General features: G+C 58.1%; 18 protein-coding genes. 7 read left to right on the plus strand and 11 right to left on the minus strand.

The genetic code is table 11. The features are described 5' to 3' along the window. Positions 1–92: 92 nt before the first annotated feature. Positions 93–953, minus strand: a complete 861-nt coding sequence (locus tag ACSQ36_RS37040) for a pirin family protein (RefSeq protein ID WP_436185947.1) — start codon at positions 951–953, stop codon at positions 93–95. A 310-nt stretch (positions 954–1,263) separates the two neighbouring features. Here ACSQ36_RS37040 and ACSQ36_RS37045 point away from each other — a divergent pair, with 310 nt between their 5' ends. After that, entirely contained in the window at positions 1,264–2,514 is a 1,251-nt protein-coding gene (locus ACSQ36_RS37045; protein ID WP_436185948.1) for a phosphatidylserine decarboxylase family protein, read from the plus strand. Positions 2,515–2,644: 130 nt separating this feature from the next. Here ACSQ36_RS37045 and ACSQ36_RS37050 read toward each other — a convergent pair whose 3' ends face one another. The 4 genes from ACSQ36_RS37050 to ACSQ36_RS37065 all read right to left on the minus strand — a co-directional run bounded on the left by ACSQ36_RS37050 (position 2,645) and on the right by ACSQ36_RS37065 (position 6,333). Continuing rightward, a complete protein-coding gene (locus ACSQ36_RS37050) occupies positions 2,645–2,932 on the minus strand; it encodes a hypothetical protein (RefSeq protein ID WP_436185949.1) in 288 nt (95 codons plus the stop codon). Positions 2,933–2,991: 59 nt separating this feature from the next. Further along, positions 2,992–3,699 carry an MgtC/SapB family protein gene (locus ACSQ36_RS37055; RefSeq protein WP_436185950.1) on the minus strand — a complete coding sequence of 236 codons (708 nt, stop codon included), beginning with the start codon at positions 3,697–3,699 and terminating at the stop codon, positions 2,992–2,994. 198 nt (positions 3,700–3,897) lie between these two features. Continuing rightward, positions 3,898–5,694 carry a thiamine pyrophosphate-requiring protein gene (locus ACSQ36_RS37060; protein WP_436185951.1) on the minus strand — a complete coding sequence of 599 codons (1,797 nt, stop codon included), beginning with the start codon at positions 5,692–5,694 and terminating at the stop codon, positions 3,898–3,900. Positions 5,695–6,087: 393 nt separating this feature from the next. After that, positions 6,088–6,333, minus strand: coding sequence for a hypothetical protein (locus ACSQ36_RS37065; protein ID WP_213766233.1), 246 nt, complete (start codon positions 6,331–6,333; stop codon positions 6,088–6,090). Between the two features lie 311 nt (positions 6,334–6,644). Here ACSQ36_RS37065 and ACSQ36_RS37070 point away from each other — a divergent pair, with 311 nt between their 5' ends. The 5 genes from ACSQ36_RS37070 (at position 6,645) to ACSQ36_RS37090 (ending at position 15,411) form a co-directional block, all read left to right on the plus strand. Beyond that, positions 6,645–7,658, plus strand: a complete 1,014-nt coding sequence (locus ACSQ36_RS37070) for an SDR family oxidoreductase (RefSeq protein ID WP_213766234.1) — start codon at positions 6,645–6,647, stop codon at positions 7,656–7,658. A gap of 114 nt (positions 7,659–7,772) precedes the next feature. Continuing rightward, complete coding sequence (locus ACSQ36_RS37075; protein WP_213766235.1) at positions 7,773–8,645, plus strand: DUF72 domain-containing protein; 873 nt, start codon at positions 7,773–7,775, stop codon at positions 8,643–8,645. A 178-nt stretch (positions 8,646–8,823) separates the two neighbouring features. Then, positions 8,824–12,993, plus strand: a complete 4,170-nt coding sequence (locus ACSQ36_RS37080) for a CheR family methyltransferase (RefSeq protein ID WP_436185952.1) — start codon at positions 8,824–8,826, stop codon at positions 12,991–12,993. A gap of 450 nt (positions 12,994–13,443) precedes the next feature. Next, positions 13,444–14,544, plus strand: coding sequence for a BamA/TamA family outer membrane protein (locus ACSQ36_RS37085; protein WP_436185953.1), 1,101 nt, complete (start codon positions 13,444–13,446; stop codon positions 14,542–14,544). A gap of 45 nt (positions 14,545–14,589) precedes the next feature. Beyond that, positions 14,590–15,411 carry a MipA/OmpV family protein gene (locus ACSQ36_RS37090; RefSeq protein WP_436185954.1) on the plus strand — a complete coding sequence of 274 codons (822 nt, stop codon included), beginning with the start codon at positions 14,590–14,592 and terminating at the stop codon, positions 15,409–15,411. 15 nt (positions 15,412–15,426) lie between these two features. Here the strand turns inward: ACSQ36_RS37090 and ACSQ36_RS37095 are convergent, their stop codons facing one another. The 4 genes from ACSQ36_RS37095 to ACSQ36_RS37110 all read right to left on the minus strand — a co-directional run bounded on the left by ACSQ36_RS37095 (position 15,427) and on the right by ACSQ36_RS37110 (position 19,686). Beyond that, positions 15,427–16,011 carry a histidine phosphatase family protein gene (locus ACSQ36_RS37095; protein ID WP_213766239.1) on the minus strand — a complete coding sequence of 195 codons (585 nt, stop codon included), beginning with the start codon at positions 16,009–16,011 and terminating at the stop codon, positions 15,427–15,429. Positions 16,012–16,132: 121 nt separating this feature from the next. Continuing rightward, positions 16,133–17,719 (minus strand): Na+/H+ antiporter, encoded by a 1,587-nt coding sequence (locus ACSQ36_RS37100; protein WP_436185955.1) that lies wholly within the window; start codon positions 17,717–17,719, stop codon positions 16,133–16,135. A 218-nt stretch (positions 17,720–17,937) separates the two neighbouring features. After that, on the minus strand, positions 17,938–18,822 hold the full coding sequence (locus tag ACSQ36_RS37105) for an HpcH/HpaI aldolase/citrate lyase family protein (RefSeq protein WP_213766241.1): 885 nt from the start codon (positions 18,820–18,822) through the stop codon (positions 17,938–17,940). 54 nt (positions 18,823–18,876) lie between these two features. Next, positions 18,877–19,686 carry a transporter substrate-binding domain-containing protein gene (locus ACSQ36_RS37110; RefSeq protein ID WP_436185956.1) on the minus strand — a complete coding sequence of 270 codons (810 nt, stop codon included), beginning with the start codon at positions 19,684–19,686 and terminating at the stop codon, positions 18,877–18,879. A gap of 206 nt (positions 19,687–19,892) precedes the next feature. On the opposite strand from ACSQ36_RS37110, the gene ACSQ36_RS37115 reads away from it, so the two are divergent. Next, a complete protein-coding gene (locus ACSQ36_RS37115; protein ID WP_436185957.1) occupies positions 19,893–20,855 on the plus strand; it encodes a LysR family transcriptional regulator in 963 nt (320 codons plus the stop codon). A gap of 29 nt (positions 20,856–20,884) precedes the next feature. Here the strand turns inward: ACSQ36_RS37115 and ACSQ36_RS37120 are convergent, their stop codons facing one another. Both ACSQ36_RS37120 and ACSQ36_RS37125 read right to left on the minus strand, forming a co-directional pair. Next, the gene (locus ACSQ36_RS37120; protein WP_436185958.1) at positions 20,885–21,811 is read right to left on the minus strand and encodes a 2-hydroxyacid dehydrogenase; all 927 of its coding nucleotides are present in this window, start codon (positions 21,809–21,811) and stop codon (positions 20,885–20,887) included. 1,085 nt (positions 21,812–22,896) lie between these two features. Beyond that, positions 22,897–23,628 (minus strand): class II aldolase/adducin family protein, encoded by a 732-nt coding sequence (locus ACSQ36_RS37125; protein ID WP_436186461.1) that lies wholly within the window; start codon positions 23,626–23,628, stop codon positions 22,897–22,899. Positions 23,629–23,826: the final 198 nt, after the last annotated feature.

Genomic DNA, 23,826 nt, shown 5'->3' on the forward strand with positions numbered 1-23,826 from the left:
TTACGTGGGAACCGGGCCGCTGGTCTGGCGAGCCCGGCATGAATGTGTCGTAAAGCTGCTCCTGCGCGCAGGCCTGAGCCATGCGCTATGCGCTACTCGGCGGGGACGTTGAACTTACCCGCGTGGAAATCAACTACAGCCTGATTCAGTTCTTCCTGCGTGTTCATGACGAACGGGCCGCGGGCTGCGATCGGCTCATCGATCGCCTCCGCATGACCGAAGAGCAGGACAGACGCGTCCGCTGCGGTCAGTTCGAGCGCATCACCGTCGTCATGTAGTTCAGCCAGGTTGAACTGTGAAACCTCTTGCCCTTCGATCGCGACCTTGCCACGGACGACGTAGAGAAAGATCTGGCGACCTCCTACATTCTCGAATCTGACCTGGCTACCAGCCGACATGTGGATGACGGACATGAAGGTGCTCGTCAGCGATTCAATGGGACCTTGCACGCCTTGCCATTCGCCCGAAATCAACTGAACATGCGCCGCCTGGTCGGGTGTGCTTACCACGGGAATATTGTTTTCCTGCAGGCCGACGTAGCGAGGCGACGTCATCTTCAGGCGCGCCGGCAGGTTCAGCCATAGCTGCAGGATTTCCAGCGGTCCGCCGTGCTCCATGAACGGATGCGGCGAGAGCTCCGCATGAATAAGACCACTGCCCGCCGTCATCCACTGGACCCCGCCGGCGTCGATGACGCTCTCGTGTCCACCGGTGTCCGAGTGCGCCAGGCTACCGTCGAGGACGAAAGTCACCGTCTCGAATCCGCGATGCGGGTGCGGCCCAAATGGCAATCCGCCATTGTGCGGTGCGTACACCTGTGGGCCGTGGTGATTCAGAAAGAGGAACGGATTCAGATGCGGTAGCGCCGGCCCCGGCAGAGGACGCCGTGTGGTCAGGTCGGCTATATCGTCGCGATGCGCGCGATGGATCGCTTTAAGCGTACGGTTGGGCATTCGATGGCTCCTTGCAGCGTCGGTAGCGAGCCCACGCAAAAGATTCAAGTTATGGACACGTTGGACGAAAACGTTGATCGTCGAACGCATGCTACCCGTGCGTGACGGGTTCGGGTAGCGGGCAATATCGATGAGCAGTGTTCTATTTCTGGAACGATAAATGTATGGCTGCCGCGTGTCAGTCTGCCCGGACCGAGCTATGACTAGCAGGTCCATTCACTCGCGTAGTTATCTGGCATATGCATTGCGTCGAATCCGAAGCGTGGTGCCGCGAGGTTGACCGCTGTAAGAACCAACAGGAGCCGTCCCCATGTCCAGTCATTCAAGCGTTTCCTTCACAGAGCGGCGTCGCCTGGGCGGCTGGCTGCCGCGGAAAGAACCGGAGCTAGCGGCGTTTAGAAAGGACCTCGCGGCAAAAGCGCGGCGGCGGGCTGGGCAGGCTCCCCGCGTAAGCGTAGTCGAGGAGCTGGCAACGCTGATTGGCAACGATCCGGTGCTTCGGATGGACCTGACACGCGCCATCAATGACGCGATTGCCGCCGGCTACGAACTTGGTTATTCAACCATCGACGAGTTGATCGATATTGTCGACTACCTGATGACGTACGCGCCGCGTTTTAGCGAAGCGAGCCTTATTCATTGCCCGCTGAACGCGGTTCTCGATTGGCCGATGTGCATGCCGTCGGGCTACGCGCTTTTTCGCGACCCCGCGCTCAATGCCCAGTTGAAGCGCGTACTTGACGTCTGGTGCGGTTTCCTTAGTGGACCCCATTCGCGAACACATCTGAATACCTCGTCGCCAGAGGGATGGTTTTCGCCAGAAGCGCAGAAGCAACTGGGTATGTCGCAGTTCATATGCGACCCGGACGCGCCGTACTGGGGATTCGCATCGTGGAACAATTTCTTCACGAGGCAATTCCGGCCGGGCGAGCGCCCGGTCGCCGAACCGGATAACAACAAGGTCATTGTCAGTGCATGCGAAGCGTCTCCCTACAACATACAGCATGACGTCAAACTGCATGATCAGTTCTGGATGAAATCCCAACCGTACTCACTGCAAGAGATGTTCACGACGAACCAGCACGCGCTGGCGAAACAATTTGTTGGTGGCAGTGTGTATCAGGCTTTTCTTAGCGCGTTCAACTATCACCGCTGGCACGCGCCGGTCGGTGGCAAGATCGTCAAGGCGTATCACGTCGACGGCAGCTATTACTCCAATGCGGAATCGGAGGGCGTCGACCCCGGCGGGTTGAACGATTCGCAGGGTTATACGACGGCAATTGCTGCGCGAGCGGTCATCGTGATCGATTGCGATGATCCCCGGATCGGCCTTGTAGGTTGCATCTTCGTCGGTATGGCCGATGTGTCCTCGTGTGTCATCGAGGCGCTTCCCGGACAGCGGGTCGCCAAAGGCGATGAACTCGGCTACTTTCAATACGGCGGCTCAACATATTGCCTGGTTTTCCAGCCGGCCGTGGTGCAAAGCTTTATGCCGCATCCGCCGTTTGACGACGCGAAACCGCCTCTTCACGTCAATGCGTGCGTCGCCAAGGCACGATAGAATTTCGGGTACTTAGTGGACGAGCGGTGGGCGTTTGGCAACCCGTGATTTGCCGAGCTTGGATCCTCTTGTCAGGCGCGCATCGGAGGTCGTCAGCGAGAGCGGCCAGCCGATAGACCCTGCGGCACCCTCAGTTCGCGGTCGAACCGGGAGGGATGGGATTCTTGTCCTGAGAAGAATCCAGCGCATTTTCCGAGGCTGGGTGTTTGTTCTTTTCCTCCACGTCTCGCGCGGTTTGCTTTGAGTCGGGCGATGGATCGGCGCGCGAATTCGTTCCTGCTCCTTTGCCTTGCGTTCCAGCCATGTTCGCTTGTTCCGCTCGCTTTACTTCTGCTTTTGCGCCGCGATGCTCTTCCGGTATGCGAGAAGCTTCTAGCGTGTGCTTCATGATGTTCTCCCACAGAAATAGGGTGTTCAATCGATCGCAGCAAGCGGTGGACCCGCTCGCGGCGAACGGCGAACCGGCTAGGCGGCAATTCATCTGACAAGAGTCCAGCAAACGGACAGCGCACCGGCTTCCATTGCCGATTCAGTAAACGGTGGCGCAGATAACGCGTCGAACGATCCGCGCCATCGGACGTCGAAACGTTCCTCGACGGTGGCCGTTCCTGCCTTTAGCTGAAAGCCCCTGGTTGCGAGACGATAGCCTTCTAGTCGAAGCAGTTCGGTCAGCCGTTCCCTGCACGCACTCGCCCGGTCATATTCGACAGTCAGCAAGGCAGTTTTTTCACGCGACATGCGACGCTCAACGCACTCGAAACCCCATAGGACGATCATGCCTAACGTGAGTCCGGCTAAGCCGAGGAGCAATTGACCACCACCAATGCATAACCCGATGACCGTGACGAACCATAGCGTCGCGGCAGTCGTCACGCCGATCACCAGACCGTCTTGACGCAGGATGGTCCCCGCACCGATAAAGCCGACGCCTGAAAGAATCCCCAGTGGCAAACGCATCAAGTCGAGTACAGCGAACGACCCGGGTTGCTTGCCGGCTTGCGCAAGCAGCGCGTTGACCTGAAGCATCGCGAGACAGGCGGCCAGGCAGACGAGCAATGTTGTCCGCAGCCCGGCTACTTTGCCTGACTCGCCGCGATTAAATCCTACCAATGTTCCGGCCAGCACCGACAGCGCGAGACGGATCACGATATCGAACCAATGAAGTGTTGTCGGCATCAGGTCCATATTCGCTTCCCGATTAAAAGCAACAGACTTCGCAGAGGTTGAATCACGGCCGACGGCGTGATTCAAGTCGCGGGCTTACGCATGGCGCCGGGATATCCAACGCGAAACCGTCAGCCTCCGCTGAGTCAGTCGGAATCGTAAAGGCGCTCGCTCTGATCGCGGTAATCCTTTTTTGGGCTCCTGCTGCGGCACAGCGTGCTACTTGTTTTTATGGCCGGGCAGCACTGCGCCCAGTACCTGCCTGGCGGTATCGATAAGTACATTGCCCTGATCCGGGTCGCCCTTCATCAATGTCGATGCGAACGCCTTGGCCTGCGCGAGCGTGATATGCGGCGGCAGGGGCGCCACGTTCGGATCGGTCTTTACCTCCAGTACGACAGGGCGATCCGAGGCGAACGCCTCGTCCCACGCGGCGCCCATCTTGTCGGCATCGTCGACATAGATTCCCTTCAGACCAATCAGCTCAGCAAACTTGTGATATGCGACAGAGGGAATGTCCTGAGATGCCTCGAACTTCGGGTCGCCCTCCATGACGCGCTGCTCCCACGTCACCTGGTTCAAATCCTCGTTGTTCAGCACCATGCAAATCCAGTGCGGACTGGCCCATTGCTTCCAGTATTTCGCCACGGTGATGAGTTCAGCCATATTGTTCATCTGCATTGCGCCGTCGCCGACAATGGCGATCACGGGCCGCTGCGGATGTGCAAATTTCGCAGCGATGGCGTAAGGGACCGCGGCACCCATCGACGCGAGCCCTCCCGACAACGAACACATCATCCCGCGCTGGACCTTCAGGTCGCGTGCATACCAATTGGCGCAAGAGCCGGAATCGCTTGTGACAATCGCATTGGATGGTATGCGCGACGAGAGCTCCCAGACCGTGCGCTGCGGATTGACGCCGCCTTGGGCGGACTCGTGTGCACGCCGGTCGAGCGTTTGCCACCAGTCCTCGGTCCATCCTTCAATCGTCTTGCGCCAACCGCGGTCCTGCTTTTCTTCAAGGAGCGGTAACAGGGCACGCAGGGTCTCGGCGCTGTCGCCAACAAGGTTCACTTCCATCGGATAGCGCAGGCTCAGCATATCGGCTTTGAGATCGATCTGAACGCCACGCGCCGCGCCTTCCTTCGGCAAGAACTCCGAGTAGGGAAAGCCGGAGCCGATCATGAGCAGCGTGTCGCATTGGGTCATCAAATCGTAGCTCGGCTTGGTGCCTAGCAGTCCGATCGAACCCGTGACCCAGCGCAGGTTGTCCGGTAGCGCGGCTTTGCCCAGAAGCGCCTTTGCAGCGCCAGCGCCGAGCTTGTCCGCCACGGCGATCAATTCGTCGGTCGCTTTCAATGCGCCTGCGCCGACGAGAATCGCCACCTTCTTGCCCGCGTTCAGCACATCCGCAGCTTGCCGGAGGTCGTCGGCATAGGGGACTGTCTTCGGGGCACGATAGCCCGCGCCTGAATGTACCGTTCCATGCTTTCGACCGGGCGGCTCGTACTCAATATCTTGCAAGTCGTTTGGAAGGATCAGTGCGGTGACGGTGCGCTCGGCTAACGCGACCCGCACAGCCCGGTCGACGAGATGGCGAATTTGGGAAGGAACGCTTGCTTGCTGCACGAAGGCGCCGGCAACGTCCTTGAACAAGGAAACGAGATCCAGTTCTTGCTGATAATGCCCACCGAGCGACGCGCGAGCTTGCTGTCCCACGATCGCGAGGACCGGCATGTGATCCATTCTGGCGTCGTAAAGGCCGGTGACCAGATGAGAGGCCCCCGGCCCTGACGTCGCGATACAGACACCGAGTTCGCCTGTAAATTTTGCATGCGCCGCCGCCATGAATGCCGCCATTTCCTCATGCCGGACCTGGACGAATTCTATTTTTCCTTTGGCCCGGTTAAGCGCGCCGAACACTCCGTTGATGCCGTCGCCGGGATAGCCGAAGATGCGGCGAACGCCCCACGAATAGAGACGATCGACGAGAAAGTCGCCAACTGTTGCGGCCATGGGATGCTCCAAAGGAGGGTGGCGGAGACTATCGACTCAGCAATGTGTATTCCCCCCTTGGCGCGGCTTTGCCCAAGGACGCAATTAACGCAGTGCACGGGGCGCGGCAGGAGGTGGTGGCGTCTGTTTAGGGTAACGAGCGCTAAATGAGTCGCCCGCATCGGTACGTTCCGTGCAGCAAGCTCGCAGCGACGACGCGGGTCTGGTCGAATCACACGAAGATTGGAACGCTGGGCTTTAGCGCAACAGGTAGGACTACGGTGCGTAGTCCATGGATAACCGGAAGAGTCGAGTAACGAGCGGCTGGTTAGCGCGCGTACTGTGTGTTTACAGCGATCAGGCCACGAGGTTGCCGCACGTGCTTGACAGCACATTGTGCTGCGGAAAAACGGTTCACCGGGGATCCCTAAAAATCCTTCCAACGAGCCAGGAAAACTCCGGCGGAGGTGTCGTCTTGATTGCGCGGCACATGTCGGCGACCGGGCCGAGATCACGACGATTTGCGAACGCGATGGCTTCGTCGAGGGATACGGTTCCCGCTACCGCTTTGCCTTCGCTGTTGCCTATCGTGAAATCAAATTCCCAGTGCGTTGCGAAAATCCCTTTCGACTCTATAACCCCAATGATTTTTGCGTCCATGTCGCACCTCCGGGCATTCTTTATAAAATAAAGAATGAGAGCGACGTCTGCCATCCAGTATTTCTGTCGAAAAATGGCGGATTTCGGACAGCCCCGACATGATTCTTTCGTGCCGCACGCGGCTGGTGAACATTTTGTAGAGGAGAACGAGCATCGTTCGTCCCGCTCAACTGCATGTCGCTACCCTGACAGCGCGTCATTAAAGATTTTCTTCTACTGCCTACCGCCTGCGCATGGAAGGCAGGAATCGCGCTTGCTGGTATGTCCACTACCGAACGCCTCGTATGAATCCGTAAACATTGGAGTGCGCCATGCCGTCCGAAAAAATATCCACTTCGCGTCGCACTTTAATGCAAGGCGCCACAGCGGGATTTGTCACCGCAGTGGCAGCACGGGCTGTCGCACAGACCGATGTTTCCAATTCGACAGGAACCGCCATGGCGAGCCCGCCGCAGGACCCACGCACGCTCTATCCGCATCCGCCATTCCCTGCCCAGGAGCAACCGTGGCCAGGCCTTGCAGGGCGCATGACGCCCCGCCCCGATCACGGCGAAACCAGCTATCGAGGCTCTGGCCGTCTCAACGGACGAAGAGCGCTGATTACTGGCGGTGACTCCGGCATTGGTCGCGCCGCAGCCATCGCATATGCACGCGAAGGAGCCGACGTCGCGATCGTCTATCTTCCGGCGGAAGAACCCGATGCCCGTGAGGTCATACAAATCATTCGTGCCGCGGGTCGCAAGGCAATCGCACTACCTGGCGACATTCGCGATGAGGCTTTCTGTCAGGCGCTGGTAGAACAGGCGGTGTCAGGACTGGGCGGCCTGGACATTCTGGTGAGCAACGCTGGACGACAGCAAAGCCACGACTCGATCCTCGACATCACCACTGAGCAGTTTGACTGGACACTCCGTACCAATCTGTATGCGATGTTCTGGATTACGAAGGCCGCGATTCCTCACATGCCACCGGGCTCGGCGATCATTTATACGAGTTCGGTGAACGCTTACGATCCCTCATTCAACCTGCTCGATTACGCAATGACCAAAGCGGCTATCGCCAACTTCTCCAAAGGGCTTTCCAAGCAAATGATCAAGCGGGGCATCCGCGTCAATGCGGTTGCCCCTGGTCCTTTTTGGACAGCGCTACAGGTCAGCGGCGGGCAGACAACCGAGAACGTCGAAAAGTTTGGTGAGCAGGTACCGATGGGGCGCCCAGGGCAGCCGGCGGAGATCGCACCCGTCTACGTTCAGCTTGCGTCTGCGCAGGCGAGCTACGTGACCGGGCAGGTCTATGGTGCATCAGGCGGCTCGGGCCAGCCGTGAATTCGCGGCTTTCTTTCCGGTGCCTCGAGCCATGCCGGTATCAACGCGAAACTTTGACCGACACGGGGAATGTGCCCAAGGCTTGACGTCCTAACAACGAGCGCGCGAGAAACGATGGCTAACAGGATCGGAATATCGGGTTGGCGCTACGAGGGATGGCGCGGCGTGTTCTACCCCAAGGGCCTTCAACAGGCTCGCGAACTGGAATTCGCTTCTCGTGCGGTAGATACGATAGAAATCAACGGTTCGCATTATTCCCTCCAAACGATCGGCAGCTACGAGTCGTGGTATGCGGCAACGCCGGCTCATTTTGTGTTCAGCGTAAAGGGTCCGCGTTATCTGACCCATATGCTCCGATTCCGGGACGACTCAGTGCGGCCAGCCATCGCGAATTTTTTCGCCTCTGGCGTTCTCGCGCTTAAAGAGAAGCTTGGACCTTTTCTCTGGCAGTTCCCGCCCAACTATTCTTTTGAGCCGGTGCGCCTGGACCGGTTTCTGGCGCTGCTGCCGCATGACACTCGCGAAGCTGCCGCTCTGGCGAGCCAGCATGACACCCGGGTAAAGCAGCCGTGGTTTGACATCAGGCGCCAGCACCGTCTCAGACACGCGATCGAGATCAGGCACCCGAGTTTCGCAAGCCCGGACTTTATAAAAACGCTGCGCGAACATCGCGTTGCGCTTGTGATTTCAGACTCGGTGGCAGGGTGGCCTTATGCCGAAGATCTGACGGCTGACTTTGTGTATATGCGCCTTCATGGCACCGAGACGCTGTACGGCGGAGCCTATACCGATGAAGGGCTCGACCATTGGGCAAGTCGGATCCGGAGTTGGTCCGCGGGAAGCGCACCTCCGGATGCGAAGCTTTTCTCGCCGGCACGCGCCCGTCCAGGAAAAATTGATGATGTGTTCTGCTACTTCGACAATGACAAAAAGGTTCGGGCGCCATTTGATGCGCAACGATTGATGACGCGTTTATCGGACGCGTAAAGCATCTTGATCTGCACTCATCCCGCTTGCCGCTCGAACGCCGATAGTTGTCCGTAGATCGCTTAGGCATGGAAATTGCCAATTCATGTGGGCATTCGTAGCAATAGCCCACCTACATTTTTCCGACGCCTCGTTGCGTCTCAACGCCTACATTGAGACCGCGGTGCGAACAGTCGCGATGACAAACGATAAAACGCCAAACGAGATGCCTGCTCCCGAATCCAAACAGCTTTCGGCAACAAGCTCGCTGGATTTTCCGGTGGTGGGCATCGGCGCCTCGGCCGGTGGCATCCAGACCTTGCTTCGTCTGTTTGAAAACATGCCTGGCGATGCCGGCATGGCGTTCGTCATCGTCTTGCATTTGTCCTCGAAACACGAGAGCGTCGCCGACCAGGTCCTGCAACGTGCAACGAAGATGCGCGTCATTCAGGTGACGATGCCCACGCGAATCGAAAAGAACTGCGTCTACCTCATCTCGCCGTCGAACAACTTGTCCATGGAAGACGGACATTTGCGTGTCACGCATGTTGATCGCCTACCCGGTCGGCCCGTCACGATTGACCTGTTCTTTCGGAGTCTGGCCGAGGCGCACGGCGAACGGGCCATCAGCATCATCCTTTCCGGGTCCGGAAGTGATGGGTCGGTTGGCATTGGTCGTATCAAGGAGCTGGCTGGAATCACGATCGCGCAGAGCCCCGAGGACGCCGAATACGAGGACATGCCTCGCAATGCGATTGCGACCGGCATGGTGGACATCGTGCTGCCGATCGTTGACATCCCGCAAAAATTGATCGAATTGTGGGCCAACATGCGCGCTATCGAGGTGCCGCGATCTGGTCAGGAACAACCCGTTGCTCCCGCCGTTGTTGGAGAGCACATCGTTTCGCCTGCCGAGCGCGCGCTTCATTCGATATTAATGACCCTGCATACCCGCACCGGTCACGATTTTCATCACTATAAGCGCGCGACCGTCCTGCGGCGTATCGAACGGCGGTTGCAAGTCAATGCACTGCCCAGCCTGCCGTTGTACGAGCGATTCCTGAGTTCGCATCCCGAGGAAACGTCACCGCTACTCAAGGACATGTTAATTGGCGTTACCAACTTTTTCCGTGATCGCGAAGCATTCGAAGCGGTCGAGCGTGAGGTAATCCCGAAGATCGTTACCGAGCGGAACTCGCTCGACGATCCGGTGCGCGTGTGGGTGCCCGGTTGTTCCACCGGAGAAGAGGTTTACTCGCTCGCGATGTTGCTATGTGAACGCCAGCCGGAAGGGAACGAGCTGCCGGCGATTCACTTGTTCGCGACCGACATTGACCAGCACGCTATCGAAATCGCCCGGGCAGGTAACTATCCTGAATCAATCCTGACGGACGTGCCGCCCACCCGTTTGAACCGATTTTTCAACCACGCCGGCAGTCGCTATGTGATCGACAAGTCGGTACGCGAAAAGGTGCTTTTTGCCCCTCACAATATCCTGCGCGATCCGCCGTTCTCGCAGGTGGACTTCGTGTCTTGTCGCAATCTGCTGATTTATCTGGATCGCGCGATTCAGCGGGAAATTTTTCAGACATTCCACTTTGCGCTGAAGCCGGGTGGCTTTTTGTTCTTGGGAAGCTCGGAATCGGCCGAAGTTGCAGACGATCTATTCATAGCGATCGACAAAAAGAACCGGATCTATCAAGCGAAGATCCTGACTTCGCGCCCGCGTGCGTCTGCTGCGTCATTCCCCCGGCTGGCGGCGGGGCCGGCATACCTCAGCATCGCGGCGCGACCCGTTACTGAACGGCCACGCCTGGAGACCGCCGACTTGCATCGCCGGGCGATTGAACACGGTGCGCCTCCCAGTGTAATTGTGGATCGCGACGCAGATGTCGTGCATATGTCTGGTCAGGTCGGGCAGTTTTTTCACTATCCAGGTGGCGAGCCATCACACAACCTTCTCACGCTGATCCATCCTGCCTTGCGGCTCGAACTGCGCACGGCGCTGTTTCAGGCGACACAAAAAGGCATCGACGTCGACACGCGGCCGGTGCGTTTGTCCGGCGGTGAGACGGCCACGCGAATCAGGATGAAGGTGCATCCGTACCACGATCAGGCAAGCGGCGTGGACATCCTGCTAATTTCGTTTAGTGAACTGGAAGACGTCGCACGGCACGAAGGGAGTGCAAATGACGAAAGCAGCTCCGCTGCGAACGATCCGGTTATGGCGCAGCTTGAAGCAGAGTTGCATCTCGCGAAAGAGAACCTGCAGTCGTCCATTGAACAGTCGAACGTATCGACCGAGGAGTTGAAAGCATCCAACGAAGAGCTGCAAGCCATCGTTGAAGAACTCCGGTCGGCTACCGAAGAGCTCGAAACGAGCAAGGAAGAGCTTCACTCGGTCAATGAAGAACTGGTGACGGTCAATGTCGAGCTGGAATCGAAGGTGGAGGAGACGGCCAAGGCGAACGATGACCTGGAGAACCTCATTGCCTCAACGGATATCGCGACTGTTTTTGTAGACCGGGCGATGCGCATTAAACGCTATACCGCGCCCGCAGTCGGCTTGTTCAATCTGATCAAGTCCGACGTCGGCCGCCCATTGCTCGATCTTACGCATCGCGTGAAATATCCCGAACTGGCCAACGATGCTGCCGCTGTCTTTGGCACCCTGCAGATGATCGAGCGAGAGGTCGAAACGGGCGATGGCCATTGGTTTCTGGCTCGTTTGCTGCCGTATCGCACTGCTGACCACCACATCGACGGCGCTGTGCTTACGCTGATCGATGTCACGTCTCAACGACAAGCGCAACTGGAGGCGCGCACAAGTGACGACCGGCTGAAGCTTGCGGCGCTGACGACCGACGATTACGGGATCATCGTCCAGGACATGGACGGAATGATTGTTAGCTGGAACAAGGGTGCGGAACGCATATTCGGATACAAGGAAGCGGAAGCGAAGGGCAACTCCATCGATATGATTTTCTTGCCCGAAGATCGGGGGGACGGTATTTCTCAAGCTGAGCGAGCCCAAGCGGCCGGCGTCGGGCGCGCGGAAGACGAACGGTGGTACCTGCGGCGTGATGGCTCGCAAGCCTACTGCAGCGGCGTTATGACATTCATCGATGCAGCCGGCTTTAAGGGTTACGCGAAGATCGTTCGCGACGTCACGGATCAGAAAGGGATTGAAAGCCAGCAGCAGTTACAGTTGACGCTTGAGCGCGAAGTGCGCCTTCAGGCGGAGGCCGCCAACCGTTTGAAGGACGAGTTCTTTGCCGTGTTGTCGCACGAACTAAAGAACCCGCTCAATCTGATTCATGTGAAAGCGGAGTTGCTCACCCGCACGCCCGAGGCAAGAGGTATCGCAGTCGTTCAAGAGGCGGCCGAAGCTATCCAGCGCTCGGTCGTCGGCCAGGCGAAAATCATCGACGATCTGCTCGACTTGTCGCGCGCCCGCACCGGCAAGCTGGCGTTGCAGCGGGGACCAGTCGACGTTTCGGTCGCAGTGAAATCGGTGGTCGAGGCGAGCGCGGCCGATGCGGCAATAAACGGCATTTCCCTATCGACGTCTGGCGTGAGCGTCCCCGTTGTCATCCGGGCCGACGCGGTCCGGCTCGAGCAGATGCTTTGGAATCTCGTGCGTAATGCACTGAAGTTCACGCCGCGCGGGGGACGTATTGGGATCACGCTCTTGCGCGATGAGGATTTCATCTGCATCGAAGTTGCCGACACGGGGCAAGGCATTGCGCCGGATTTCCTGCCGAGAATATTTGACATGTTCAGTCAGGCTGAAGCGGCAGGAAGACGCGATCGTGGAGGATTGGGAATCGGGCTCTCGCTGGTCCAGCAAATAGCGGAGATGCATGGTGGACGCATCGAGGCCGAGTCCGCGGGCTTGGGAAAGGGCGCTCGTTTTCGTCTCTGGTTGCCGGAAAGCCCGGTTTCGCGGGCGCTGAACCATCCGGGTGAGCCACTCGATTCGAGTGCTCTCATGGGGCTGAAAGTCCTGCTGGTCGACGACTCGCTGGAAGCGCTCGAAGCGTTTCGCACGCTTCTCGAACTTGAGGGCGCGCACGTGCAGGCGGAGGCGACCGCGAAGCAGGCCCTTGCGGCGGCAACCAGCAACGACTTCGATTTGATTCTGTCGGACATCGGAATGCCGGAAATGGACGGCTACGAATTAATTGAAGCCTTGCGAAAACTGCCACGGATGGTCGCGGTGCCCGCGATCGCACTCACCGGGTTTGGACGTGCTCAGGATGCTGCGAAAGCGCTGCGTGCCGGGTTTAATGCTCATCTCGCGAAGCCTGTATCGCTACCGGTTTTGCTTAGTGCCATCGATCGAATAAAAGGGCCGAAACTTGGGTAGTTGCGGCAAAGTTTCGACTTCCGCACCTCACCGCATGGTCCATGTCGCGGGTATCGCCGGAGTGTCCAGAATAACGGTTTCGCGCGTGCTCGCCTGGTTTTCGCGCGGGGGATTAGTCGCGCCTCGAACCATGATTGCGTTCTGTTTGGGTTTCTGATATCGGTCGACCTTGTCAGGCGGGTTGAGCCGCGAGCATGGCTTCCATTTTTACAGAATCCATATTTGAATCGCAGGACCAAAACGGTTCGAATTGCTAAATTATTGGCGAGTACCGATGCAGTCTCTCAAGGCTTAAACGTGCAGCGAAGCTTTGAAGTCACCGAGTCGATCAATGTGCATTCGCTTGGCGAGCGATGAACCCAATCTTGCATGACGGAATTCGTATTGATGAAATTATGCAAGCGGGATTTAAGCGCTGTCCTTGAATTACGACAAAGGATAAGGCCGTTAATGGGCTGCCTTGTGCTCACTGCTTCACTCACCGGCGTTGCATCTGCCGAAGGCAAATTCACGGACGCTGAAGACGGCATGTTCGACTTGAGCGATATGTTGTTGTCACATCGCGGAGTCCTGCCGGTACCCACTATTGTCACGGAACCTGCGGTTGGATATGGGCTCGGCCTTGGGCTGCTTTACTTCACCATGCCCAAGCATGATCCGGATGCCCCTCCGAGCGAGGTCAAGAGCTCAGCGCCTCCCAATATTACGGGCTTGGGCGGCTTCGCGACAGGCACGCATAGCTGGGGTGTAGGGCTGATGCATTTTCACACCTGGGACGACGACAGGATTCGCTATCTCGGCATTGTGGGAAAGATCAATCTGCATCTGAATTACTATGGTTCGGACGGCGGATCGCACGCGTATCAGCTAAGTGGCGTGGCCGTTGTTCAGCAGCTCTTGTTCCGCTTGGGCGATAGTCCGTGGTACGTCGGTCCTCGCTATACGTTCCTGGATTCCAATACGCGGTTCGGCGCCATGCTGCCGAATGGATTGGTCGATTTCAAGAACGAGCAACGCGTCGCAAAGGGGGGTGTCGTTATTGACTACGACACCCGCGACAATTTCTTTTTCCCGGGCAAGGGAACCTATGCCGAGCTTGAAGCGGAAATCGCCAGAGGTGGGCTAGGCAGCTCTTCAAATTTCCAGATGGAGACAGCAAAGGGTTATCACTGGATACCCCTCGCTCCATCATGGGTCCTCGGTGTGCGGGCCGACACCGGATTTTCGCAAGGCAATATCCCGTTCTTTGCGCAGCCTTACGTCTCGCTACGAGGCGTGTCTGACGCGAAGTATCAAGACCGGAATCAACTGACGAGTGAAGTCGAGCTCAGGTGGAATGTGGCGCCGCGCTGGTATGTGCTCGGTTTTGGCGGCGCCGGCAAAGCGTACGGCGAGCTTCACTCACTTTCAGATGCGCCGACAGCCTATGGTTTCGGCACGGGTTTTCGCTACCTGATCGCCCGCAAGCTGGGTTTGACGATGGGTATCGATATTGCACGCGGCCCCGGCCAGAACGCGTTCTACGTTCAAGTCGGCAGTGCCTGGCGCTAAGACTTGAACCTGAATTAAAGCCACCCCCGTTCCAATGGCCGGCCAATGAAAAACCACTCGATCCAAGCATGCCTGTACGTCGTTTTACTGGCAACGTGCTGTCTGATCACCCCGGAAAGCCGGGCAGCGTCCTTCGACCTTCCCGGCACGCTCCCCAGCATGGTCGGCGGTGGCCTTGGGTCTACAACGGACTATGCCGGGGCCAAGGACCGCTTTGTCGGCGCTGTGCCGGGCGTGCGTTATGTGACTGATGGCGGGCAGCTGTTCGAGCTATACGGGCCCTATGCCCAGTTCGATCTTGGTGGGCTGACAGGCCTGCAATACGGTCCGGCCGTGGAGCTTCGCCTGGGGCGAAGTCATGTTGACGATCCGGTCGTTTCTCAGATCCACGACGTGAATACGACCGTGGAAGCGGGCGGTTTTGTGGGCTATGAATACGATAATCAAGGCGCGTTCCCGTATCGCCTGCGGGGCTCCGTGACGGTGGTGACCAACGCGGGGATTGTTTATACGGGAGCACGGGTGTCAGTGAACGGCAGCCTCTGGTTGCCCGTGCAGCGGCGCATTTTCGTAGGTGCAGGGGTGGGCGCGAGCTGGGTCAGCCAGGGCTTTAACCAGGTGTACTACGGCGTAACAGAAGAGGATTCCACGCGCAGCGGCCTGCCTGCTTTCAGTCCTTCCGGTGGACTTGAACAGATGACCGGGTGGCTTGCCGCGATCTACCAGATCGACAAACACTGGTTCGGCGGAGCAATGATTTACTACCAGCGGTTATCCGGCTCGGCGGCTGACAGTCCTATCGTCACGCAGCGCGGAAACCGGAATCAAATCACTTACGGCGTTGGAGTCGCCTACGCATTCAAGTGACATGCCGGACGGAGGCTAAAACCTTCCTTCAACAATTTCGCAGTTGGACGGCATGTCCACGCATCGAGCGGCGTCATCCATACTGATTTCGTTCAGGATGACCCGCACGGCCTGAAGCGTCCAGCCGTGTGTGACGACCAGCACGGTCTGCGGACTACTCAGCTTCAGGTCAGCGATCAGTGATTGAACCCGCGTGAGCATTCCCGTGAAGGGTTCGCCGTCCGGCATGGCGGTAGTAGCCGGCGCGTGGGCAATGAATCGCTGGAAATCATCGCCAGGCTTTCCTTCAAATTCGGCACCCACCCGGTTTTCGTTGGCTAGCCGATTAACGACTTGCGGAACGTTCAATACCTTGTTGGCCAGCCATGCTGTTTGCCGCGCACGCAGAAATTCCGAGGTCACGATAAGCTCGATTTTCTCGTCCTTCAGGCGCTCGCCCAAGGCCCTGGCTTGCGCTTCTCCCTTCTCGGTCAGGTAAAAGCCGGTGCGGGGATTACTGTTGCAAACGCCGCGAACATTGCACGGATATTCGCCGTGACGCGCGAAGATGATGCGTTTGGACGCGGTGCTGGGTTCGGACAGCCAGTTTATTTCGGACATGTGGTGAAGAAGGACGGGGAGCTTGCCCCGATTGTACCAACCCAAGGTTGCTTGTCAGTTTGGTACCCGTGGTGACAAGCGAAGCGGACCAACCGGGGCCGTCTGCCGACACTCGACAATATCATCCACGCCCATGCCGCGCGGACACCTCTTGCAAGTCCAGGTCATGCTCGAGGATGTGCAACATCTCGTCGTGAATGGCGCCGGAGCGATGCATCCGGAGCAACTCCTTGCGCCCGGCTGCGATAGCTGCCAGGACAACATCGTAATGAGTGACACGTTCCTCATGCGGAAAATCAGTCCGGTCGCCATACGCTTTGGTGAGTGTTGCCCGGTAGGTATATTGCTCTAGCAGCCGGGGATGAATCACCTTTCCCTCACTGTCGCGTACAAGTGGTTCGATAGCGGCGAGCTGTGCCGCCTCCAGTCTTGCCCATGCTTGCGGTTCGGTGAGATGTTGGGCGCCGGCATCCGGGCTGCGATCAGGATTGATCCATTCGATGAGAACGCCAATGGTGGCGCCTTGCAGCAACACGGTCACCAGGATGACGGCAAACGACGCGACAAGGATCAAATCCCGTCCGGGCAAGGTTTCTGGAAGCGACAGTGCAACCGCGAGGGTGACCACGCCGCGCATGCCCGCCCAACTCGTTATGGTCGCGGTTCGCCAATCCAGCGCCACGTTCTCGCGGCCGGTTAAACGCCGCCATGACGCGTTGAAAAACTCGGTAGCGAAGACCCACACGAAGCGCGACAGGACCACCGCACCAAGCACTGCCGCCACGGCTGGCGCGAGCGTAAGGAGTGCATCGTCGGCACCGCCTGACCGGGCGATGACCCCTCGAAGGGAGAGCCCGATCAGGATGAATACGAGCGCTTCGAGAAGGAAGATGATGACTTGCCAGAACGCGGTGCCGCGCATGCGAACAGTTGCGCTCAAGACTTCGTGTTGATACCAGCCCAGGGTCAGGCCTGCCGTGACAGTCGCGATGACGCCCGAGACGCCAAGCATTTCGCCGACAATGTAGCTGATCCATGCCGTCAATACGCTGATGGTGATGATGAGATAGTCGTCAGCGAGGCAGCGGATGATTTGCACGATCACGTAGCCAACGACGGCGCCGACCACCACGCCACCCAGGCCGAGCAGGGCGAAGCTTGCGGCAGCATGTTCAATGCTGAACGTTCCGGTAAGCGCTGCCGCCACGGCGAAGCGAACCAGGACGAGGCCGGCCGCGTCGTTGAGCAAGCTTTCTCCCTCGAGGATAGACATCAGCTTGCGGGGCAGCGCGAGACGTTCGAGCACGGCCTTGGCTGCGATGGCATCGGGTGGCGAGACAATAGCGCCGAGCGCAAAGCAGACGGCCCAAGGCAGGCTGGGGACAATCAGGTGGGCGACCACACCGACCGCAAGTGTGGTGAACGCAACGGCACCGATAGCGAGAAGCAGGATCGCGCCGAGATTGCGCTTGAGCTCTTCCCAGACAGAGAAGTAGGCACCATCCATGAGCAGCGGCGGCAGGAATACGACAATCACCAGGTCCGGGTCAAGCCGAACGGGCGGAAGACCGGGCACGAATGCCATGGCCATGCCGCCAATCAGCAGCGCGGCAGCGGGTGGCAATCTAAGGCGCTTGGCTAGCAACTGCAAGCCGATCATCACGATTAGCGAGAGCAGGACAAGCTTGAATGCGGAGACGGAGGACATGGATTTGCCTGCAGAGCGTCAAGTGAGTGGAGCTTACCCGACGGCGGCATTTTTTCGGAATTCACGTGTGCAGGTTATCGCGTGCATCCGTTCTGAAGAAACGCTGCTACATACGCAGTTCTAGACAGAATACGATGCTTACCGCGCCCGTACGTCGCGACTGATTCCGGGACTTTACCAAGCCCGGCAATCCTTGACGCCAGGCTCACTTATCAAGCTTACTTATCGCCGTGGAAAGCCTCGTAGCGAGCGAGCAGACGTTTGGCATTATTGCGTTCGGGTGCGTCGATCCAATTGTCTGCGTCGGCGGCATAGGCCCCTTGTGCTTCGCAAGCAGCCAGCATTGCCCGCGCGGCCTCCGCAGCGCTCCCTGACGGTGTCAGCGCGCGATTGACCGCATCAACGTGTTCGGCGAACACCACGCACTTCGATGTAAATCCAAGCTGAGTCGAGAGCTCCATATCCGCTGCCAGCGTTGCGGGGGATCGGTAGGTACACGGCAGGTCGATCGGCACGCAATTCGCCGCAATACATTCAATGAGAAACCGGCTGCGTGCATAAAGCAGTTCCCGGCTTTCAGGCGTGCGACGCGCGCCCAGATTCGCGGCTAGATCCTCGACTGCGAGCATGCAGCATCGAATACGCGGGCTGACGGTCAATAACGTTCCGAGAGCGACCAGACCCTTTGCGGATTCGATAGTCGGAACAATCTCCGTCGTGCCTTGCACGATATCGTGGATACGTTCGAATTCACTGAGCGCCGCATCCAGCGCGACGAGTTGATCCGTGGTTTCGGTGTGGGGCAAAAAGACTGCATGCGGGGCTCCGGACATGATGCCTTCAAGATCGGCATGTCCATCATTCTCCAGCTTGTTGATGCGTGCGGCGCCGATCAATCCCAGGCGCGCGGCTTCACGCAGCATCGCGACGATCCGCTCTCGCGCCATTGGCCGATCCTCAGGCGTGGTCATTTCCTCGAGGTCGGCAACAATAGCGTCCGCGCCGCTTGCGAGCGCGGCTGCATGGCTGGGGGTATCGACGCCGGGAACGAAAAGCCATGCGCGCCGCAACGCGGGCGCTCGAATGGGATATGCCGGTTTCATGTTTGTTGTCTCGTGACCTGTGTGCGCGACTGTCGTTCCGGGCGAAATTAAAAATCAGAATGAGGATGCGGGTACCGAGACGCCCAGCCACTTCTTTTCGATCTGATCGATAGAGCCATCCTTGCGGGCACTGTCCAGGGCCGTGTTCAATTCGTCTCTCAACGGCCCTTCGCCCTTGTTCACCGCTATGTGCATGGGTGAGTCGAGCAGACGAATTTTTTCATCGATCGATGTTTGTGGATGCATTGCGCGAACGCGTGCAGCCACGTCTCCCCCCAGCGAAATCAGTTGTGTCTGCCCCGCAATATACGCGGCAATCGCGCTGCTTTGATCGTCGAAACGCTTGATCGTTGCGGTGCCCGGTGCCACTTTCGTCAGGCTGATGTCTTCGTTCGTCCCGCCTGCGGTCGCGACCGACTTGCCACCCAGGTCGGCGGCTTGCTTGACCTCGACGGCCTTCGGACCGAACACGGCGATGTAGTAGGGCGCGTAGGCTTGCGTGAAGTCCAGGACCTTTTCTCGTGCCGGTGTTTGCCCGACCGACATCAGCAGGTCGACTTTATGATCGGCGAGGTACGCCAGCCGGTTCGTGCCCGTCACGGGTACGAGCTCCACGCGCGTCCCGAGTTTTTTCGCCAGGACCGCGGCAAGATCTACGTCGATTCCACGCGGCTTCATGTCCGCGCCGATCGAGCCGAACGGCGGATAGTCCTGGAATACGCCGATCTTCACCACCTTGCTTTGCTTGACGTTGTCGAGCGAATCGGCGTACGCGCAGGGCAGGGAACCCAACACGGCAGACAATAAAACCAGCGCCAATACCATGCAACGTGCAACCGGAGGGGGCAGGCCAAACGCTTTCATGATGAAGTCCTTGTTGATGTCGGAGCGTGGGTAGGAAATGCAGGTCTTAAGCCATCGCTGCCGCTGCCCGCTTAGCTTTTTGCACTCGCTAATTCGTGTCGCGCGGTGGCGCATGACTCCTTTATCGGGAATACAAAATGATTAGTCCAATTTCTAATATTTATTTTAAGTATAATTTTCATGGATGATGACAGCTGAGGTTAGCAATGAGCAACGAACGATCCGATACCTACCTGAATGATCGGCTCGACTGGAATCTGCTGCGGACATTTCTCGCTATAGCGCGCGAGCGCAGTGTGAGTCGCGCGGCTACGCGGCTGCATTTGACGCAACCCGCCGTGAGTCAGGCTTTGCGGCGTCTGGAGGATCAGCTTGGCATGCGGCTGGTGGATCGTCATGGGCCGCGCATAGAAGTGACACAGGCCGGCATTGAAGTGCAGCAGATCGCAGAAGATGTGTACGGCACGATCTCGCGACTTTCGCTGGCCAAGGTCGACGGCGATCACGATATCTCGGGCGTGGTGCGCCTGAGCACGGTGAGCGGCATTGATTTCCCTGCTTACGACACATTCCTTGCCGAGTTCCATCGCGACTATCCGCGCATTGAACTCGAGAGTCAGGAGATGCGCAGCGCCGACGTAGTCAGCAGTTTGCAGCAGAAGTCCGCAACGCTTGGGCTTACGCCGCGCCGCACCTTGCCCAAGAGAGTCGAGAGCCGCGTGTTCCTGAGGCAGCGTTATGCACTTTTTTGCGGGCGCCACCATCCGTTGTTCGGGCGCACGGACCTGCGCACGTCCGATCTCGTGAGCGAGAAGTTTGTGTCCTTTACCGGTGACAAGGTAGGCGATCACATGTCGCCGCTGACGTTCTTCCGCGATGAGATGGGATTCACCGAGCGCGTGATCGGATCTTCGTCGAGCATGTGGGAAGTGAAGCGATTCATATTCGCCGGCTTCGGCATTGGTTGTCTTCCTGAACATGTGGTTCGGGAGGATATTGCGCAGGGGCGTTTTCAGCGCCTGCCACCGGATGAGGGCGTGGCCGATCTCGATGTGCATCTGCTCTGGTCGAATGACCGGAAGTTCAGCGCGGCCGAGACGGCCTTCCTGGATGCGCTGCACCGGTTTATCGATACGGAAGGCGGTGAAGCGATTCCTGTCGCGGTGTAGAGGCATCTTTGGGCGAAGAGCCTGGTGTGCTAATAGCCTCGCGTCACATCAACCGCGTTGTGCAAAGCCTCCCCATTCACGAGCCGCCGCACGTTCTCCGCTACCTGTAGTCCGATCGTATCCGCGCTGGCGACCGACGCCATATGCGGGGTCACGATCATGTTCTTCGCCCGCCAGAATGCATGTCCTCGCGGCAGTGGTTCGTTTGGAAAGACATCGACAATGGCGCCGCCAATGCGCTCCTCATTCAGCGCGCGCAGCAAATCCTCCGGTACCAGATGTTCCCCTCTTCCCACATGGATCAGCTTTGCGCCGGGACGCAATGCATTGAACGTGCGTGCATTCAGGATGCCGCGCGTTTCGTCCGTCAGGGGTAACAGGCAAACAAGGATATCGGTACCTTGGAGGAAAGGTTCCAGCCCTTGCGCACCTTCGAATGTTTCGACGCCTTGCAGGTCTCTTGCCCGACGCGCCCAACCGCGTACGCTGAATCCTAGCCGATGCACGTCTGTTGCCACGCGGCTGCCGATCTCACCGAGTCCCATCACGCCTATTGAACAGGTTGATGGATCTTGCTGAGTGGGGCGAAACCAGCGTTCTTCTTGCTGGTTCAATATCACACGATCAAGTTGTCGATAAAAATGCAGTACGCCCCACGTCACGAATTCGCTCATGCCGCGTGCGTGCTGCGGATCGACCACTCGGCACACGGGTACGCGGGGCAGGCTGGGGTCGGTCAGGATGTTGTCGACGCCGGCTGCGATGCTGTGCACGAGCCGTAACTGGGGTAACGCTGCGATAGCGCCATGGGGGGGATTCCAGCACACGGCGACCTCGGCGTTTTGGGCGTTTTCGTGACCGTGCAACGTGACTTCGAGGTCGGGCGCTGCGCGGAGAATGGACGGGACGAGGTGCGACATATCGAAGTCGCGGCTGATGAGGACAATTTTAGTCATAGGTTTTTCGCTCGCGCCGGTGGACGGGGGGTGGTTTTGGGGGTAGTGGTTGGGGTCTATGCCGGGGTGGTCGGTTCTGGGGTTCGCGGTCGGGGTCAGTGCCAGGGTGTTAGGTTCCGGGGTTAGTGGTCGGGGTCTATGCTGGGTTGGTGCTTTCGGCCGTGGTGGTCTGCGAGAGTCGGATTTTCTCTTTATCACTATTAGCCACTGTGCGTGGCGGCACGTCATTTCTTTGTCCAAAGCGACAAAGAAACGAAGCAAAGAAAGCGCTTTTAAACCACGCTACCCTAAGTGTCCACAGCGTGCAGTTTCTATTCATAGGTGCCCCAAAAGCACGGTGCTCGCCAGAGCCACCGATGTGTGAACCCCTCCTTCTCCGAACACGGATACCCACACGCTTCGCCACCAGTGATTGAACCTGCCCAAGGAGCACCCCGCGCTATCCGCGGATAACCTCCCTCCGAATTTGTACTCTCGTCGAACCACGCCGCCAACCCGCAACGTATCAAACCCCAAAGATGCTTAAGGCAGTAGCCAACGAAAATAATCGTATGAAGAACGTAGCCAATTCACTAAAGCTCGAAGTGGTAATTCGCGTCAAGCTGCTACGGATCAGGCTACGATCCACGAATATGACCGCGCAGACCAGGCAGCTAACCAACCAAAAAAACTGCGACCGTAAATACGTGTGAGGCCATTTGGATTCGTTAGAAATGGTGCTTGCCCGAGAGCGTACGGGGCGAAGCGTGTTCGTGTCAGGATTCGCGAGAAGGAGGGTTTCACACATCGGTGGCTCTGGCGAGCACCGTGCTTTTGGGGCACCTATGAATGAAAACTGCACGCTGTGGACACTTAGGGTAGAGCGGTTAAAGCGCTTTCTTTGCTTCGTTTCTTTGTCGCTTTGGACAAAGAAATGACGTGCCGCCACGCACAGTGGCTAATAGTGATAAAGAGAAAATCCAACTCTTGCAGACCACTAACACTGAAAGCAGCAACCCGGCAATAACTCCGACCGCCAACCCCAAAACCACCAGCACCCCCCCGACCACTACCTCCAAACCCCGTCCACCGGCGCGAGCAAAAAACTAATCCGTTATTAATCGCAACGCCGCCCGCCAAGCCATCTCCATGATTTCCGCCGATTCCTCGCGGTTGAACTGGCTGGCGGTCAATTCGCAAACTTCCACAGACGGAATGCGCAACGGGGTCCCGCCCGCCAACGCCTGAATCTGCGCCTGACAAGCGCGCTCAAGAAAATAGATCTCATGGAACGCCTCGGCAACCGTGGCACCCGCTACAAGCAAACCATGATTCCGCAAGATCATCGCCTTGTTGCGACCAAGATCGCGCACCAGACGTTCACGCTCTCCAAGATTCAACGCAATGCCCTCGTAGTCGTGATACCCGAGCTTGCCGTAGAACTTGAGCGCATGCTGACTGATCGGCAACAACCCATGCTCTTGCGCAGACACCGCCGTTCCCGCGGCCGTATGCGTGTGAACCACAAAACCAAGGTCCTCGCGGGCCATGTGAATCGCGGAATGTATCGTGAATCCAGCAGCATTCACGCGAAAGCGCGCGGGTTCGGTAGCGGCGCGTTCATCAATGACATTGCCCAGATGATCGATCTTGACCAGATCCGAAGCCCGCATCTCATGGAACATAACGCCATACCGGTTGATCAGGAATGCCGGCGTCGCGCCGGGCAAGCGCGCAGTAATGTGCGTATCGATCATGTCCGTCATGCGGAAATGGGCCGTAAGCCGGTACAGCGCCGCCAGATCCGAACGGACCTGCCATTCATCAGAGTCAAACATGTCGGCGTCGAACACGGCCTTGTGCGTATCGGGAGGCAGATTTTGCGTTGCTTGCATGCTATGGATCTCTCTAGTTCGTGCGCGGTGACAGGACGTAGTGTTCGTTGAACAGAAAGCATTCGTCAAATTCCCTGTCCTTATCCTCATCATCAATCCTGCTAATGCTTGACCCCGACTCCTGGCATTGAAACGCCGCAG

Origin of the sequence: Caballeronia sp. LjRoot34, from assembly GCF_964253815.1 — a bacterium.
Taxonomy (GTDB): Bacteria; Pseudomonadota; Gammaproteobacteria; order Burkholderiales; family Burkholderiaceae; genus Caballeronia.

Excerpts from the sequence above, each read along its gene's own strand:
- ACSQ36_RS37040 (WP_436185947.1), bottom strand. The coding sequence starts at position 953 with ATGCCCAACCGTACGCTTAAAGCGATCCATCGCGCGCATCGCGACGAT.
- ACSQ36_RS37045 (WP_436185948.1), top strand. The coding sequence starts at position 1,264 with ATGTCCAGTCATTCAAGCGTTTCCTTCACAGAGCGGCGTCGCCTGGGC.
- ACSQ36_RS37055 (WP_436185950.1), bottom strand. The coding sequence starts at position 3,699 with ATGGACCTGATGCCGACAACACTTCATTGGTTCGATATCGTGATCCGT.
- ACSQ36_RS37060 (WP_436185951.1), bottom strand. The coding sequence starts at position 5,694 with ATGGCCGCAACAGTTGGCGACTTTCTCGTCGATCGTCTCTATTCGTGG.
- ACSQ36_RS37065 (WP_213766233.1), bottom strand. The coding sequence starts at position 6,333 with ATGGACGCAAAAATCATTGGGGTTATAGAGTCGAAAGGGATTTTCGCA.
- ACSQ36_RS37070 (WP_213766234.1), top strand. The coding sequence starts at position 6,645 with ATGCCGTCCGAAAAAATATCCACTTCGCGTCGCACTTTAATGCAAGGC.
- ACSQ36_RS37075 (WP_213766235.1), top strand. The coding sequence starts at position 7,773 with ATGGCTAACAGGATCGGAATATCGGGTTGGCGCTACGAGGGATGGCGC.
- ACSQ36_RS37080 (WP_436185952.1), top strand. The coding sequence starts at position 8,824 with ATGACAAACGATAAAACGCCAAACGAGATGCCTGCTCCCGAATCCAAA.
- ACSQ36_RS37085 (WP_436185953.1), top strand. The coding sequence starts at position 13,444 with ATGGGCTGCCTTGTGCTCACTGCTTCACTCACCGGCGTTGCATCTGCC.
- ACSQ36_RS37090 (WP_436185954.1), top strand. The coding sequence starts at position 14,590 with ATGAAAAACCACTCGATCCAAGCATGCCTGTACGTCGTTTTACTGGCA.
- ACSQ36_RS37095 (WP_213766239.1), bottom strand. The coding sequence starts at position 16,011 with ATGTCCGAAATAAACTGGCTGTCCGAACCCAGCACCGCGTCCAAACGC.
- ACSQ36_RS37100 (WP_436185955.1), bottom strand. The coding sequence starts at position 17,719 with ATGTCCTCCGTCTCCGCATTCAAGCTTGTCCTGCTCTCGCTAATCGTG.
- ACSQ36_RS37105 (WP_213766241.1), bottom strand. The coding sequence starts at position 18,822 with ATGAAACCGGCATATCCCATTCGAGCGCCCGCGTTGCGGCGCGCATGG.
- ACSQ36_RS37110 (WP_436185956.1), bottom strand. The coding sequence starts at position 19,686 with ATGAAAGCGTTTGGCCTGCCCCCTCCGGTTGCACGTTGCATGGTATTG.
- ACSQ36_RS37115 (WP_436185957.1), top strand. The coding sequence starts at position 19,893 with ATGAGCAACGAACGATCCGATACCTACCTGAATGATCGGCTCGACTGG.
- ACSQ36_RS37120 (WP_436185958.1), bottom strand. The coding sequence starts at position 21,811 with ATGACTAAAATTGTCCTCATCAGCCGCGACTTCGATATGTCGCACCTC.
- ACSQ36_RS37125 (WP_436186461.1), bottom strand. The coding sequence starts at position 23,628 with ATGTTTGACTCTGATGAATGGCAGGTCCGTTCGGATCTGGCGGCGCTG.